Raw genomic sequence first — 15697 nt, 5'->3', positions numbered from 1 at the left:
CGCCCTGGCATGTGCAGCCAGCTTTGCGCTGCCGTATCATCGGCCCATACCACTGAACAGTCGCCTCGGACACGAAGCCTAGGGCGTGCGAGGGGATGCCACGTGCCATTCGAGTTTGACGACTATGTGCTCGACGAACAGCGCAGGGAGCTGACCCTGTGCGGGAAGGCCGTGGCCATCGGCCCGCAGGTGTTCGACCTGCTCTTGCAACTGGTCAGTCACCGCGACCAGGTGCTGGGGCGTGACGAGTTGTTGGCGCGCGTGTGGAACGGCAAGATCGTCTCGGAATCGACCATCACCAGCCATATCAATGCCGTGCGCAAAGCCATCGGCGATTCCGGTGAAGAGCAGCGCCTGGTACGCACGATCGCGCGCAAGGGCTACCGCTTCGTCGGCCTGATCCGCGAGCCTTCCAGCAGCGCGGCACAGGCCCCATCCGAACCTGTTCCCGTCGCCTGTGGGCCCGCCCTGCCCGATAAACCGTCGATCACCGTGCTGCCCTTCCAGAACCTCAGCGGTGACCCTGAGCAGGACTATTTCGCCGACGGGATGGTCGAGGACATCATCGCCGCCCTGTCCCGCATTCGCTGGCTGTTCGTCATCGCCCGCAACTCGAGCTTCACCTTCAAAGGCCAGCGCATCGATGTGCAGCAGGTTGGCCAGGCACTGGGCGTGCGCTATGTGCTCGAAGGCAGCGTGCGCAAGGCTGGCAAGCGGCTACGCATCACCGGCCAGCTGATCGACGCCACCAGCGGCGAGCATCTGTGGGCCGAGCGTTTCGAGGGGCGGCTCGACGACCTGTTCGAGTTGCAGGACCAGGTGACCGAAAGCGTGGTGGGCGCCATCGCCCCGCAGCTGGAACGGGCGGAGATCGAACGGGCCAAGCGCAAGCCCACCGACAACCTGTGCGCCTACGATTATTACCTGCGCGGCACGGCCAAGCTGCATAACGGCACCCGCGACGCCATCGCCCAGGCTCTACCGCTGTACTACCAAGCCATCGAACTGGACCCTGAGTTCGCTTCGGCCTATGGCATGGCGGCGTGGTGCTACTTCTGGCGCAAGCTCAATGGCTGGATGGATGATCGCGCCCAGGAAATCACCGAGGGTGCCCGGCTTGCGCGCCTGGCAGTGGAACTGGGGCGTGACGATGCCGTGGCGTTAACCCGCGGCGGCCATGCCCTGGGGCACCTGACGGGTGACCTGGACGGCGCGATAGCGCTGCTTGACCGGGCACGCCTGCTCAACTCCAACCTGGCGCCGGCCTGGTACCTGGGCGGGATACTCAGGGCGTTACGCGGCGAGACACAGACCGCCATCGACAATCTCAAGCACGCCACACGGCTGAGCCCACTGGACCCGGAGATGTTTCGCATGCAGGTGGGCATGGCGTTGGCGCATTTCTTTGCCGGGCGGCTGGATGAGGCTGTGGAGTGGGCGGAAAAGTCGCTGGGGAATCTGCCCAGTCTGCTGGCGGCGGTGGCCCTGCTGGCGGCCAGCCATGCACTGAGCGGGCGGATGGACAGCGCGCACCGGGCGATGGAGCGCTTGCGAGCACAAGACCCAGGGTTAAGGGTGTCGACCTTGCGCCAGTGGCTGCCGATTTACCGCGATGAGGATCTGGCCCGATTTGCCGAAGGGTTGAGGTTGGCGGGGTTACCGGCTTGATCGGGGATGCATGAAACCCTGGCCTGGATTGCCTTCGTTGGAGTACCGAAACTCCAACTACAAATTTGTACCCGCCACCAGTGAACCTGGATTGAGGCGCACAGTCTTAGCCGAGCCCTAAATTCGGCCTTGCCGCCGCCATTCACCAGAGCCATTCACCCCATGCGCCACGCAGTCCGTCGCTCCCCCTTTGTCTCGCTCTGCCTCATTCCTTTTTTCCACCTGTTCGCCAACCCCGCCCATGCCAGCGGGGAAAGGCAACTGGTGGCAGCCATCAACGACTATCGCACCCAGCCACAGCGCTGCGAGCGGCGCATTATCCGGGGCTCGACGCCGCTGGTGCTGAAACCGAAACTGGCGTTGCCAGTCGGCTACGGCGGGGGTTTGCGGGAAGGATTGAAGGCTGCGGGTTATCAGGCCGTGAAGGTGCGGGCCATCCGCCTGGTCGGCGCGCAAGATGCCGAGGAGGCCTTCGATATGCTGCGCAGCGACTACTGCACGGCGCTGCTCGATAGCCAATATGCCGATATCGGTGTGAGTCGCTCACGCAACGAGTGGCGGGTGCTGCTGGCTCGGCCCCTGCTCGATGCCCAGCTCGGCGATGGGCGATCGGCAAGCAAAGCGTTGCTGGCACAGGTGAACGCTGCACGGGCGAAACCACGCCTGTGTGGTCGCAAGCGCTTTGCCGCTGCACGCCCGCTGGCCTGGAACACCGCCCTGGGAACGGCGGCGCAGCGCCACAGCCGGGCGATGGCCAACGACAATTTCTTCGCGCACCGCGACCTCGACGGTGATCTACCTGCGGATCGGGCATGGGATGCCGGCTACCGTGGGCGGCAGATCGGCGAGAACATTGCCGCAGGCCAAGGGTCACCGAGCAAGGCGATGGCAGGCTGGCTGGCCAGCCCCGGGCATTGCGCCAACCTGATGAACCCGATGTTTACCCAGGTGGGTGCGGCCTTTGCCGAGAACTCGCGTAGCGATAACGGCGTGTACTGGACGATGCTGTTCGGCGCGCCTTGACTGACTCAGGCTGCAGACCCCGAACGAGCCGCCGTTCAGACTTGCAGGCCACCCCGCGGCCAGCCGCAGACGCCGGGGCTGGCCTGACCGATGCCCTACAGCACTTCGAACAGCCCTGCCGCGCCCATCCCGCCGCCAACACACATGGTCACCACCACGTACTTCACCCCGCGCCGCCTGCCCTCCAGAAGCGCATGCCCGACCATCCGTGCACCGCTCATGCCGTAGGGGTGGCCGATGGCAATGGCACCGCCATTGACGTTCAGCTTCGCAGGGTCTATCTGCAAACGCTGGGCACAGTACAGTACCTGGCAGGCGAACGCTTCGTTCAGCTCCCACAGACCGATGTCGTCCACGTTCAGGCCGTGCTGGTGCAGCAACCTGGGCACCGCCAGCACCGGGCCGATACCCATTTCCTCAGGAGCCAGACCGGCCACGGCGATACCACGATACAGCCCCAGCGGCGCCTTGCCCGACCTTGCGGCCAGTGCGCCTTCCATCAGCACGCAGGCACTGGCGCCATCAGACAGCTGGCTGGCATTGCCGGCCGTCACGCAGCCGCCTTCGACAACTGGCTTCAGCCCTTGCAGGTCTGCCAGGGTGGTCGCCGGCCGGTTACCTTCGTCCTGGCTGAGGCAGACTTCCTCATGGCTCACCGCACCGGACAGCTTGTCGACCACCTTCCTGCGTGCCGAGACGGGCACGATTTCATCGGCAAACAACCCCGCCGCCTGCGCCGCTGCAGTGCGTTGCTGCGACTGCAAGGCGTAGGCGTCCTGCGCTTCCCGGCTGATGCCATAGCGGCGGGCGACAAACTCGGCGGTTTGCAGCATCGGCATGTAGGCGTGTTCGCTCATCCGCAGCACGGCAGGGTCATAGGCCTCGCTGGCCAGCTGGTTGTGCACCTGCTGGACCAGGCTGATCTGCTCCTGGCCGGCGCCGATGGTCACCTGCATACCATCGACAATGATCTGCTTGGCCGCTGTAGCGATGGCCATCAGGCCCGACGCACACTGGCGGTCGAGGGTCTGCCCGCTGACCGATTGCGGCAAGCCGGCAGCCAGCGCCGACAGTCGGCCAGGGTTGATCGCGGCGGTACCACTCTGCATGGCGGTACCCAGCACCAGATCCTCCACCTGCGCCGGCTCGATACCAGCCCGCTCGACGGCTGCCCGAATGGCGACGGCAGTCATGCTGGGGGTTTTCAGGTCGTTGAAGGCGCCACGCATGGCTTTGCCGATGGGTGTGCGGGCAGTGGCTACGATCACGGCGTCTTTCATGGTCGAAATTCCTCGGGGAGTAAAGGCTGCAGTTCGCTCAACACCTGCCGCAAGCGGGCAGGCACCGGGACCGGGCGTCGGCCCTGCCGGTCGACGAATACATGGACGAAGCGTCCGGTGGCGCAAGCCAGGGATTGGCCCTGGATGAATACGGCCAACTGGTACTGCACCGAGGTGTTGCCCAGCCGGCTTACCGCCAGGCCCACCTCGATGCCCTGCGGAAACGCTACAGGCGACTGGTAGTCGCAGGCCGAACTGACCACCAGCGCAATCACCGCGCCATGGTGGATATCCAGTCCGCCCTGCTCGATCAGCAGGCGGTTCACGGCGCTGTCGAAAAAGCCGTAATAGACCACGTTGTTCACGTGCCCGTAGGCGTCATTGTCATGCCAGCGGGTGGCGATTGGCGTGTAGTGCCGGTAGTAGTCACGTTGCCGATGCACACTCATCAGTAGGCAGCCTCGTAGATGGCCAGTGCATCGGCCTGGGTGACTTCACGCGGGTTGTTGACCAGCAGGCGCTGCTGTTGCATGGCATCTTCTGCCAGTTGCGGCAGGCGATGGCGCGGAACATCGGCATCACGCAGCCGCCCAGGCAAACCGCAGCGGGCGCCCAGCGCGGCCAGTTCCTCGACGAACTGATCAGCCTGCCGGTACAGGTCGCCAGGCTGCAACCGTGCGCCCAACAGGGGCACCGCCAGCTGGGCATAGTCCGTCACCGTCACGGGCAGGTTGAAACGCAGCACATGCGGCAACACCAATGCATTGGACAGGCCATGGGGAATGTGGAAGTGCCCACCCAACGGGTAAGCCAGCGCGTGCACCGCCGCCACCGGGGCATTGGCAAACGCCTGGCCGGCCAGGCAGGCGCCCAGCAGCATGGCCTGACGCGCATCCAGATTGCCGCCGTTGTGCACGGCCTGATCCAGGTTTTCCGCCAGCAGCCGCAGCGCCTCGCGCGCCAGCAGGCTCGACAGCGGGTTGCGCTTGAGACGGCTGGTATAGGCTTCGATGGCATGCACCATGGCATCGATACCGGTTGCGGCGGTTACCGCCGGGGGCAGGCCGAGCGTGCAGACGGCATCGAGTACCGCCAGGTCCGGCAGCAGCAGCGGCGAGACGATGCCCATCTTGCTGGTGGCGCCGGTGGTGACGATGGCGATCGGCGTCACCTCCGAACCGGTGCCGGCCGTGGTCGGCACCTGGATCAACGGCAGGCGTCGGCCCTTGGCCTTGTCCATGCCATAGAGTTCGGCAAGCGGCTGGTTGCAGTCGCGGTGGGCCAGCAGCGCGACCAGCTTGGCAACATCCATCGAACTGCCGCCGCCAAAGCCCACCACCAGGTCGGCACCGATATGCCGGGCCCGCTGGGTGGCTGCCAGTACACAAGCTTCGCTGGGGTCGGCGGTAACCTCGCTGAAGATCGCCACGCCGACCTTGGCCGTCGTGAATCCCGGTAGCAGATCATCGAGCATGCCCAGGCGGGCGATACCGGGGTCACTGACGATCAGCACGCGCCGTGCGCCGCGCTCGCGGCACAGAGTGGCAAGGCGCTGCACCGCGCCTGCTTCGCAGAGGATCTGCCCGGTAGTGGCAAAGCTGAAAGGCTGCATCTGGCTCTCCTTGTCGTCGTTGGCCCTGCGTCAGAAGGCGAAGTCGCTCGCTGGCAGTGCCATGAGGCAATCTGCACCGCCCAGCAGGGCTTCGCGGTGCGCGGTGGCGCGGGGCAGGACGCGTCGCCAGTAGAACTGCGCCGCGTGCAGCTTGGCCCGGTAGAAACCAGTTTCGGCACTGCCGCCAGCCAGCGCCGTCTCGGCGCGCACGGCCGCCTGCAGCCACAACGCGGCGAGCAGCACATAGGCCGAGTAGGCCAGGAAGTCCACCGAGACCGCGCCCATTTCCTGAGGGTCACGCTGGCAAGCTTCGACTACATGGCCTGCCAGCACACGCCATTCCTCCAGGCGCTGCCCGACCGCTGTCGCCATGGCATGCAGACCACCACCGACACCAGCCGCCTCGACATGCAGGGCCAGTTCATCGACCAGCAAGTTCAGCTCGGCCCCGCCGTCGCCCAGCAGCTTGCGGCGCACCAGGTCGAGAGCCTGGATGCCGTTGGTGCCTTCATAGAGCTGGGTGATGCGGCTGTCGCGCATCAACTGCTCCATGCCCCACTCGCGGATATAGCCGTGTCCGCCATATAGCTGCACGCCAAGGCTGGCGACCTCCTGCCCGACATCGGTGAAAAACGCCTTGACGATCGGGATCAGCAGTGCCGCCCGTCGGGTTGCGCCGTTGCGTGCCTGATCGCTAGGCGCTGCGTGCTCCAGGTCGAGCTGCCGGGCGGTATAGATGGCCAGCATTCGGCAGCCCTCGGTAAGGGTTTTCTGGGTCAGCAGCATGCGTCGCACATCCGGGTGGACGATGATCGGATCGGCCGGCCTGTCCGCCGCCGCCGGGCCGGTCAGCGCGCGCGATTGCAAGCGCTCGCGTGCATAGGCCAGCCCCCCCTGGAAGGCCGCTTCGGCAATGCCCAACCCCTGCAGGCCGACTTGGAAACGGGCGTCGTTCATCATGGTAAACATGCACGCCAGGCCTTGGTTGGCCTCGCCTACCAGCCATCCCTGGGCACCGTCGAAATTCATCACGCAAGTCGAGGCGCCCTTGATGCCCATCTTGTGCTCCAGCGCGCCACAGCCCAACGCGTTGCGTTCGCCGCCCGGCAGCAGCTTGGGCACCAGGAACAGGCTGATGCCCCGCACCCCGGCCGGCGCATCGGGCAGGCGTGCAAGTACCAGATGAACGATATTGTCGGTCAGGTCCTGTTCGCCGCCACTGATGAAGATCTTGCTGCCTGTGATGCGATAGGAACCGTCGACCTGCGGCTGGGCGCGGGTGCGCAGCAAGGCCAGGTCGGTGCCGGCCTGCGGCTCGGTGAGGCACATGGTGCCGGCCCACTCGCCACTGACCATGCGCGCCAGATAGGACTGCTGCAGCGCCGGGCTGCCATGGCGATGCAAAGCCAGCACGGCACCTTCGGTGAGGCCGGAGTAGATGCGGAACGACAACGACGCGGCCATCAGCATTTCGTGGAAGCTGGCCGAGGCCATTTGCGGCAGGCCCTGCCCGCCGTAAGCCTGCGGCCCGGTCATGCTGGCCCAGCCATGGGCCACGTATTGCCGGTAGGCGTCGCGGAAACCATCGGGCGTGATGACCTCCCCATCAGCCAGCTGGCAGCCCTGCTCGTCACTGTTGCGGTTGAGGGGAGCGACTACCTCGCCGGTAAAGCGCGCGGCCTCTTCCAGTATGCCGTCGAGTGTGTCGCGGTCCAGTTCGATACCCAGCTGCTGACAATGGGCGGCAACGTCGAACAGCTCGTGCAGCACGAAGCGCATGTCGCGCAAGGGAGCCTGGTAGTTCATGCCTGAACCTCCGCCTGCTGCTCGAAACGCTTGCCGTTGGCCACCAGCGTGCAGAGCAGAGCGGCCGGGCGCCAGTGCTCGCCCAGTACGCTTTGCAGGTATTCCAGCCGAGCCAGGACGAATGCTGCACCCTGGTCATCGGCCCAGCGCATCGGGCCACCTGTGGCCGCAGGGAAGCCATAGCCGTTGAGCCACACCCGGTCGATGTCGGCGCTGCTGGCAGCGATGCCTTCCTGCAGAATCTTCGCGCCCTCGTTGACCAGCGCCAGCAGGCAGCGCTCGACGATTTCCTCGGCGCTGATGCCCCGGCGTCGGTAACCCAGGTCGTTGGAAATCTTGAGCACCAGGGCGTCGACCTCGGGGTCATGCTCGGCCTGGCGGCTGCCAGGTGCATAACGGTAATAGCCCTTCCCTGTCTTCTGACCCAGCCGGCCCAGATCACACAGCGCATTATCCACTTGCACCAGCGGATCGTGCATGCCCTGCCTGGCCAGCTGGCGGGCACGCCATTCCAGGTCGATACCGACCACGTCGTACATGCGGAACGGGCCCATGGCAAAACCGAACTGTTGCAGCACCGCATCCACCTGGTGCGGCAGCGCGCCTTCGAGCAGCAACTTGCGCGCTTCGGCCACATAACTGCGCAGCATGCGGTTGCCGATGAAACCGGGGCAGTTGCCGGCCACTACCGCCACCTTGCCCAGGCGCTCGCCCAGCGCCAGGGCGGTATGGAGCACCGCCTGGCCGGTGTGCGCGCCGCGCACTATCTCGAGCAGCTTCATGACATGCGCGGGGCTGAAGAAATGCAGGCCCAGTACGTGCGACGGTCGCCGGGTCACCGCCGCGATCGCGTCGATGTCCAGCGCCGAGGTATTGCTGGCCAGGATCGCCTCCGGTTTGAGGTGCTGGTCCAGGGCCCGGAAGATTTCCTGTTTGAGTTCAAGGCTTTCATACACTGCCTCGATCACCAGATCGGCCTGGGCCAGCGCGGCGTAGCCATCCACCGCCTGCACTCGCGCCAGGCAGGCTTCAGCCTCGGCCTGGGTGACACGCTGCTTCTCCACCTGCTGGGTCCAGGCCTGGCTGACCATGCTCAGGCCAGCGTCCAGGGCTGATGCGTTGCTGTCGAGCCACAGCACCGACAGCCCGGCACTGGCGAGGCTGATGACAATGCCGCGGCCCATGGTACCTGCGCCTATCACGGCCACCTGGTTGATCGGAAAGGGGGTATTCACGCGCAACGCTCCTGCTTGTTGTAGGTATGAGGACAGGCATCACCCTAAGCAGGCCGCAGGTATTTTTGAAATTTCAATTTCGTATGCCATATATTCTGCCCATGAATATTTCCAACTTCGATCTGAACCTGCTGCGGGTCTTCGACATGTTGCTGCGCGAGCAGAACGTCTCACGGGCGGCTGAACGCCTGGCCCTGACCCAGCCCACTGTCAGCAACGCTCTGGCGCGGTTGCGCGACCAGCTGGGCGACCCGCTGCTGGTTCGTGTGGGCCGGCGCATGCGCCCTACGCCACGGGCGTTGGCGCTGGAAGGGCCGATTCGAGCGGCGCTGCAACAAATCGAGCAGACCCTGGCCACTGGCGATGCCTTCGAGCCACGGCGCAGCCACCGTCAGCTGCGCATCGCCCTCACCGACTTCGTCGAACAGTTGTGCATGCCACCGCTGCTGGCACGCCTGCAGGTTCTGGCCCCGCACTTGCGCATCGATGTGGTGCACCTGGCTCCCAACCTGCCGGCCGACGCGCTGGACCGCGGCGACCTCGACCTGGTGCTGGGGCGCTTCGATGAGGTGCCGGCACGTTTCAGCCGCCGCCCCTGGAGGCGTGAAACCCTGCAAGTCGCGCTGCGCCAGAAGCATCCGCAACTGGCGCCGGACCAGGCACTGGATCTTCAGGCGTTTCTTGGTTTGCGGCACATCTGGGTACACGGTGGCCAGACCCGCGGCATGGTCGACCAATGGCTGGCCGAACAAGGCCTGACCCGGAAAATTGCCTACACCACCCCCAACTACCTTCAAGCAGCGCATCTGGCCGCCGCCACCGAGATTTGCGTGGTGCTGCCGCGGCAACTTGCGCAGCAGTTCGCCAAGTTGCTGCCCTTGGCGGTGCACGAACTGCCCTTCGCCCTGGAGCCGTTCGAGCTGGAACTGGTGCACCTGACCCATCGTCGGCACGACCCCGCCCTGGCCTGGCTGGTGGAGCAGATCATGGAGCTTCCGCCTGCCTGAGGCCATCAGCAAATGCGATGGCAACCATGCCGCTCTGGTATTGGCTGGTGCCCGAACCCGTCCCCTACAGTGGTCCGCCACCATAACAACAAGGACACACCATGCGCTTCCCACTGTCGATGCTGGCGCTCGCCCTGCTGGCGCCCCTCCCGAGCCTGGCCACTACGGCGGCAAAGGATGCCACCCCGGCCACCCAGGCCAGCAACCAGCAATGGCTGCAACGCCTGCCTTTCGATGACCACGGGGATTTCGAAGCGGCCCGGCGCGGGCTGCTTGAACGCTTCGACGGGCCGGTCGCGACCGCCGATGGCAAGACTGTGTGGGACCTGGGTCAGTATCGTTTTCTCGACCCGACGCAGGCCCCGGCCACGGTAAACCCGAGCCTGTGGCGCATCGCCCAGCTGAACACCATCGCCGGCCTGTTCAAGGTCACCGAAGGCATCTACCAGGTCCGCGGCCTGGACTTGGCCAACATGACCATCGTTGAAGGCCAGGACGGGCTGATCGTGCTCGATCCGCTGCTGGCCGTCGAAACCGCCAGGGCCGGCCTCGAACTGTATTTTCGGCACCGCCCGCGCAAACCGGTGACCACGCTGATCTACACCCACCCGCACATCGACCATTTCGGCGGCGCGCGCGGAGTGATCGACGAGGCGGACGTAAAGGCCGGCAAGGTCCAGGTCATTGCACCCGAAGGCTTCTTCGAGCATGCCATCGGCGAAAACGTGCTGGCCGGCCCGGCCATGAAGCGCCGCGCCCAGTACATGTACGGTGCCCCCCTGCCCCGCGGGCCACGCGGCCAGGTGGATGCCGGTCTGGGCAAAGGGGTGCCGGCCAACGCCACCGTCAGCCTGATAGCGCCGACGCTGGAAATCAGCCAGCCGCTGCAACGCATGACCCTCAGCGGCGTGGAGGTAGAGTTCCAGTTGACCCCTGGCACCGAAGCGCCAGCGGAGATGAACATCTACTTCCCTGGGCTCAAGGCTCTGTGCATGGCCGAGAACGCCACCCACGTACAGCACAATGTGCTGACCCTGCGCGGTGCGCTGGTACGCGACCCGAAAGTCTGGGCGCACTACCTGGACCAATCGCTGTTGCGTTACGGCGACCAGGCCGAGGTAGTGTTCGCCCAGCATCACTGGCCGACCTGGGGCGGGCCGGCAATCCGCGAGTACCTGGCCGACCAGCGCGACATGTATGCCTTCATCGATAGCCAGACCTTGCGCCTGATCAACCAGGGCCAGACACCGATGGAAATCGCCCAGAGCCTGGCCAACCTCCCGCCGCGCCTGGCCAGCAAGTGGTACAGCCGCGACTACTATGGCTCGCTCAGCCATAACGTACGTGCCGTCTACCAACGCTACATGGGCTTTTACGATGGCAACCCGGCCAACCTCGACCCACTGCCGCCGCAAGCTGCCGGCAAGCGCTACGTGGCGGCAATGGGTGGCGCCGATCAGGTGCTGGCCCAGGCACGCCAAGCCTTTGCCGAAGGTGACTACCGCTGGGTCGCGCAGTTGGTGAACCATCTGGTATTCGCCGAACCGGGCAATACCGCAGCGCGCGAACTGCAGGCCGATGCGCTGGAACAGCTGGGTTACCAGAGCGAGAACGCTACCTGGCGCAACGCCTACCTCAGCGGCGCCCAGGAGCTGCGCGGCGGAATAGCCGCCGCCACCGGCAGTGGCGGCAATGCCGACGACATGGTGCGGGCACTGACCCCAAGCCTGTTCTTCGATTACCTTGGGGTACGGGTGGATGCCTTCAAGGCGGCGGAGAGCGACCTGAGCATCAACTGGCGCTTCACCGACCTGGGTGAAGACTACGCCCTGACCCTGCGCAACGGCGTGCTCACCCATCGCGACCTGGCTCGTCACGCCCAGGCCGATGTGCAGGTGAGCATGAGCAAACAGACATTGGACCGCATTGCCCTGAAGCAGACCGGGTTCCTCAAGGAGGCCACGCTGGGCGAGATTTCCATCGAAGGTGAGCGGGTGAAGTTCCTGCGTTTCATGGGCGGCCTGGAGAACGCCGATTCCCGCTTCAACATCGTGACCCCTTGAGCGCCGGCATCTTCGCCGGCAAGCCCGCTCTCACAGGTACCGCAATGGCGTCTGGATTCACATCGTATCTGTGGGAGGGGTTTCAGCCCCCGTTCGCCAACCGGTACAACCCTGCCAGCGCCATCAGGCACACCGCGCTACCCAGTGCCATTACCGGCAGAATCGCAGGCTGACCGCGCTCGGCCCGCAACATCGCCAGCCCCTCGCTGTAGCGCCGCCCCTGGCGGGTCAACAGCGCCAGCGTTGCGAAGCCGACCACTGCGGCCAGCGCCAGGTCGCCCTGGCGCAAAGCCAACCCCGCGACCGCCACCAGCGCCAACCAGGTACGCCGCCAAGCCAGTTCGGTGCGTTCGGCCTGCAAGCCCGGATCAGGCATGCCAGCGCGGCCACAACACGACAGCGGCCATCAACGCCGCGATCAGGCAACCCAGGGCCAACAGCGGCACCAGCGCCGGCAGCGGCAATGGCCGGCGCTGTCGCAAGGCACGCTCCACCCGCAGCCAGCGCAGGCAGGCGCCGGCGCTCAGCAACATGCTCAGCAACATCAGGCTGCCGACAAGCCAGAGCCGAAGCGGCGCCTGCAGGGCCTGGCCGGCAAAGGTCTCGATGGCAATGCCACCTCCCAGCAACGCCAGCGCGGTACGGATCCAGGCCAGGAACGTGCGCTCGTTGGCCAAGGTGAAGCGAGGGTCGGGCGCCTCGCCCTGCCCCAGCAGACGCCGCGCCCAGTCCGGCCGTGGTTCAAACGCGTCCATCAGCGCACGCCAAAGCTGCGCAGGGCGCCGGGAGAAAAATACGAAAGGCTGGTGCGAACATTGAAGTCGAACGGGCGACGTTGCTCGTTGATCAGCCCCGACGCATGGTAGCGGCCACTCTTGAGGTCATAGGTGACCTCCATTGCGTTGACCGCCACCTCGCCGCCCGGGTGGTAGAAGCTGTGGGCCTGTGATGTACGCCACAGATGGCCGCCAGCATCGTAGCTGTCGGTTTCGAGAATGGCCCAGGTGTCTTCGTCCACATAGAAGCGTCGCTTGGCATAGATGTGCTGTGCGCCGGGCTTCAGCGTCGCCTCCACCACCCACACCCGGTGCAGCTCGTAGCGTGTAGGCGCCGGATTGACATGACCAGGCCTGATCAGCTCGGCATAGCGCAGCTCGGGCGATGCCAGGCGGTAGCTGTTGTACGGCACGTGCAGGGCCTGCTTGCCCAGCAGCTTCCACTGGTAACGGTCGGGGGCGCCATTGAACATGTCGCGGCTGTCGGCAGTACGCAGGCCTGCGGTGCCTGGCCCCGTGGTGTCGTAGGCGATGTTCGGCGCGCGCCGCACACGCCGCTGACTGGCACTGTAGACCCAGGACAAGCGGGGCTCGGCTACCTGGTCAAGGGTTTCGTGAACCACCATGGCATCACCGGCAAGCCGTGATGGTGCCGTCATGCGGTAGGTGAAGTAATACAGCACATTGCTAGCACCCATCCCGCCCAGGCTTTCCGGGCGGGCTACATCCTGGCGCGCGCTCATCAGTACGAAGCGGCCGTTCTTGAACGGTGTGACGCTGTCGGACATCTGAATGTAACTGGCATTACGGTGCCGGGTCAGATGGTTCCAGATCACTTCCAGGCCGTTGTCCGGCCGGGGAAACGCAATCACTCCACTGAACCCGCGCAGGCCGTTGCCCTGGTCATCCAGCTGCGCCTGCGCTGCATTGCGGGCGGCCGAGGCGGCGACGCCGGCAGGTACCGCGACACTGCGATGGGTGGGGTAGACCGGCAGCTCGAAGGTGTGCGGGAAGCGCTTGAGCAAGGCTACCTGGCCGTCGGAAAGCTGGCCCTGGTAACGCCGATAGTTGGCCGCCGTGATCCGGTACAGCGGCTGCTCGGCGGCATATGGATCCAGCGGCGTGCCGTTGTCACCCAGGCGCTGCTGGGCGACGCTCAACCCGCCTTGCCAGGCCGGGATACGGCCGTCCGGGCTGGCCGCGCGTTCGGCGCCCACAGGGGTGAGGTTGTCTGGCAGGCCTGTCGCAGCCAGCGCGCCGCTGGCCCAGAACAGGCCGATCATCACCATTCGCATATTCATCATCATGCCCTCAGAAGGTGACGCCCAGGCTCAGCGAGACAAAGTCCCGGTCACCACGGGTGCCATAGTCGCCATCGATAAAGTCGGTATACGACAGGCTCAGGCTGTAGGTGCTGGCAAGCGTCGCATCCAGCCCGACGCTCATGGCCTTGGAGCCTTCGCTGAAAGCCGAGCCTTCCACCGGGCCTGTACCGTGCACATCGTGCGACCAGGACAGGTTCGGCCGCAGGTCGAAGCCGGCGATCACGTTGGGGTAGGTCAAGGTCGCGCGTAACCGGTAGCCCCAGGAGAACGGGGTCATGAAGCCTTGGTCGTTGCAGTGCTCTGGCGTCTTGGAAATCGCCCGGCATACGCTGTTGTCCGCCAGCTCGCCACTGTTGAAGGTACCCGAGCGGCCGTAACGCGGGCCTGCGCCGCCCTCCAGCCCGCCGACGTAGGTGGCCCCGGCCTCGCCCACCAGTAGCATCTGGTTGGCCCCCAGCACCTGGCTGAAGGCATGTACGGCGGTCACCTGAAGCTGGGTCACCTCCTTGCGCCGGTAGCCGTCGAACAGGGTGCTGGCGCTTTCTGGCCGCAGCCCGTCGCCCAGCAAAGGCGAACGCCCCTCGACGTTGAGCAGCGACTGGATGATGTCGGTACCGTTGAGTTGCATGGGCATATTCGGCCGGTAACTCAGCTCACCCTGCAGGGCCGTACCGCTGCGCAGGGTGGTGGCGAACGACAACCCGTACATGCGGATGTCCTCGGGGTACTGCACACGGTACTGGGAGGTACCCAGGCGCAATGCACCGACCAGCGACTGACCGGCAGCGGAGCCGAGGAACCCGGCGCAGCCGGCCGGGCCGATACCCAGGTTGGCGCACAACTGGGGAGCGAAGCGGCTGTTGTCGAAATAAGGGCTGCTGACCGTCCCCAGATAAGGCGTGCGGCTGTGATAGTTGGCTGCGTAGGCACCGAACTCGGTGTCCAGCGCCGCCACGTACCAGCGCAACGAAACACCCCACTGCCCGCCGTCGCGGGCATCCTGGTCACTGCCCCGGGGTATGCGCACGCCTTCGCTGGTCAGGTTCACGCCAAACGGTGCAAGGCCGGCGACGGCAGCCGGGTTGCCAAGCAACCTGGCCCCCACATCCAAGCCATCGCAACCATCGGGCAGGAAGTCGTTGTTGGAGAAGAACGTGCCGCAGTTGTCGAGCTGGGTCTGGTCCCAGTCCAACTGGTAGAAGCCATCGACCGACAACGCCTCGGTCAGGTTCTGCGTGAAGTAGAACAGGTTCACCGGCACCAGCGCGTCCTTCACCTCGGAACCTGGGCGGCGCAGCGCCGCCAGGTTGAAGGGATTGATGACGTTCAGCCCGCCCTGGATGAAGGTGCTCTCGCCCCAGTTCACTACCTGCTTGCCCAGCCTTGCCGAGCCTGGCTGGCCATCGATGTCGTAGAGGTAGTAGCCAAAGGCGTCGAGCAGCTGGGTACCTGCGGTCTTGGCCGAGCGCTTGCGGTTGTTGTCCTCGACCTGCTTGAAGCGCTGGCCATGGTCGCGCAGCGCCGTGTCGTACCAGTAGGTGCCACGCAGGAACACACCCAGGTTGGCATGTTTGAGCTCCAGATCATGGGTACCTTTGAACACTGCCGAAAATACATCCCCCGAGGCAAAGTTCAGGCGGCCGTCATCACTGTTTGCACTATTGTGCAAAGCCGGGTCCGGGTTGGCAGTGGAAATGCTGGTGCCAAACGAAAACGCTGAATCAAACTGTCCTTCAAACTCTCCCAGATTAAATTGAACAGCCAGGGCAGGCACAGAAAAAAGTGCAGACGACGCAAGCAGCGACAACGGTCCCGAAAGACCAGAAGCACGAAATGCCATCACTCTTAACCTCTTATTGTGTTTATTCGAGAGTGAGTTGCGAGTTAGCGCCGAAACACGGC

General features: G+C 65.0%; 13 protein-coding genes. 4 read left to right on the top strand and 9 right to left on the bottom strand.

Going from position 1 to position 15697, the window contains the following annotated elements:
• Positions 1–102: 102 nt before the first annotated feature.
• Both QN085_RS07980 and QN085_RS07975 read left to right on the top strand, forming a co-directional pair.
• Positions 103–1668, top strand: a complete 1566-nt coding sequence (locus QN085_RS07980; RefSeq protein WP_013971652.1) for a winged helix-turn-helix domain-containing tetratricopeptide repeat protein — start codon at positions 103–105, stop codon at positions 1666–1668.
• A 162-nt stretch (positions 1669–1830) separates the two neighbouring features.
• Positions 1831–2691 carry a CAP domain-containing protein gene (locus QN085_RS07975; RefSeq protein WP_013971651.1) on the top strand — a complete coding sequence of 287 codons (861 nt, stop codon included), beginning with the start codon at positions 1831–1833 and terminating at the stop codon, positions 2689–2691.
• A 95-nt stretch (positions 2692–2786) separates the two neighbouring features.
• On the opposite strand, the gene QN085_RS07970 is transcribed toward QN085_RS07975, so the two are convergent.
• The 5 genes from QN085_RS07970 to QN085_RS07950 are packed head-to-tail and all read right to left on the bottom strand — an operon-like array spanning position 2787 to position 8624.
• On the bottom strand, positions 2787–3971 hold the full coding sequence (locus QN085_RS07970) for an acetyl-CoA C-acyltransferase (protein ID WP_023663031.1): 1185 nt from the start codon (positions 3969–3971) through the stop codon (positions 2787–2789).
• On the bottom strand, positions 3968–4420 hold the full coding sequence (locus tag QN085_RS07965) for an acyl-CoA thioesterase (RefSeq protein ID WP_003260181.1): 453 nt from the start codon (positions 4418–4420) through the stop codon (positions 3968–3970). The genes QN085_RS07970 and QN085_RS07965 overlap by 4 nt, the downstream gene beginning before the upstream one ends.
• Complete coding sequence (locus tag QN085_RS07960; RefSeq protein ID WP_031325707.1) at positions 4420–5583, bottom strand: iron-containing alcohol dehydrogenase; 1164 nt, start codon at positions 5581–5583, stop codon at positions 4420–4422. The genes QN085_RS07965 and QN085_RS07960 overlap by 1 nt, the downstream gene beginning before the upstream one ends.
• A 30-nt stretch (positions 5584–5613) precedes the next feature.
• Positions 5614–7389, bottom strand: a complete 1776-nt coding sequence (locus QN085_RS07955) for an acyl-CoA dehydrogenase C-terminal domain-containing protein (protein WP_023663032.1) — start codon at positions 7387–7389, stop codon at positions 5614–5616.
• Positions 7386–8624, bottom strand: a complete 1239-nt coding sequence (locus tag QN085_RS07950; protein WP_023663033.1) for a 3-hydroxyacyl-CoA dehydrogenase — start codon at positions 8622–8624, stop codon at positions 7386–7388. The genes QN085_RS07955 and QN085_RS07950 overlap by 4 nt, the downstream gene beginning before the upstream one ends.
• Before the next feature lie 83 nt (positions 8625–8707).
• Here QN085_RS07950 and QN085_RS07945 point away from each other — a divergent pair, with 83 nt between their 5' ends.
• Positions 8708–9631, top strand: a complete 924-nt coding sequence (locus tag QN085_RS07945; RefSeq protein WP_023663034.1) for a LysR family transcriptional regulator — start codon at positions 8708–8710, stop codon at positions 9629–9631.
• A 101-nt stretch (positions 9632–9732) separates the two neighbouring features.
• Positions 9733–11694, top strand: a complete 1962-nt coding sequence (locus QN085_RS07940; RefSeq protein ID WP_023663035.1) for an alkyl/aryl-sulfatase — start codon at positions 9733–9735, stop codon at positions 11692–11694.
• A gap of 82 nt (positions 11695–11776) precedes the next feature.
• On the opposite strand, the gene QN085_RS07935 is transcribed toward QN085_RS07940, so the two are convergent.
• From QN085_RS07935 to QN085_RS07920, 4 genes are read right to left on the bottom strand one after another with little or no spacing between them, the layout of a single operon-like run.
• Positions 11777–12070, bottom strand: coding sequence for a DUF202 domain-containing protein (locus QN085_RS07935; protein WP_023663036.1), 294 nt, complete (start codon positions 12068–12070; stop codon positions 11777–11779).
• Positions 12063–12449 carry a YidH family protein gene (locus tag QN085_RS07930; RefSeq protein ID WP_015269474.1) on the bottom strand — a complete coding sequence of 129 codons (387 nt, stop codon included), beginning with the start codon at positions 12447–12449 and terminating at the stop codon, positions 12063–12065. Before QN085_RS07930 ends, QN085_RS07935 begins: the two co-directional genes overlap by 8 nt.
• A complete protein-coding gene (locus tag QN085_RS07925; RefSeq protein ID WP_031325720.1) occupies positions 12449–13759 on the bottom strand; it encodes a DUF1329 domain-containing protein in 1311 nt (436 codons plus the stop codon). Before QN085_RS07925 ends, QN085_RS07930 begins: the two co-directional genes overlap by 1 nt.
• Before the next feature lie 22 nt (positions 13760–13781).
• Positions 13782–15635 (bottom strand): DUF1302 domain-containing protein, encoded by a 1854-nt coding sequence (locus tag QN085_RS07920; protein WP_031325721.1) that lies wholly within the window; start codon positions 15633–15635, stop codon positions 13782–13784.
• Positions 15636–15697: the final 62 nt, after the last annotated feature.

The organism is Pseudomonas sp. M2(2023) (assembly GCF_030263955.1).
GTDB classification, from domain to species: Bacteria; Pseudomonadota; Gammaproteobacteria; order Pseudomonadales; family Pseudomonadaceae; genus Aquipseudomonas; species Aquipseudomonas asiatica.
The sequence above is the reverse complement of the archived record's forward strand: the minus strand, read 5'-3'. Positions and strand labels throughout refer to the sequence as shown.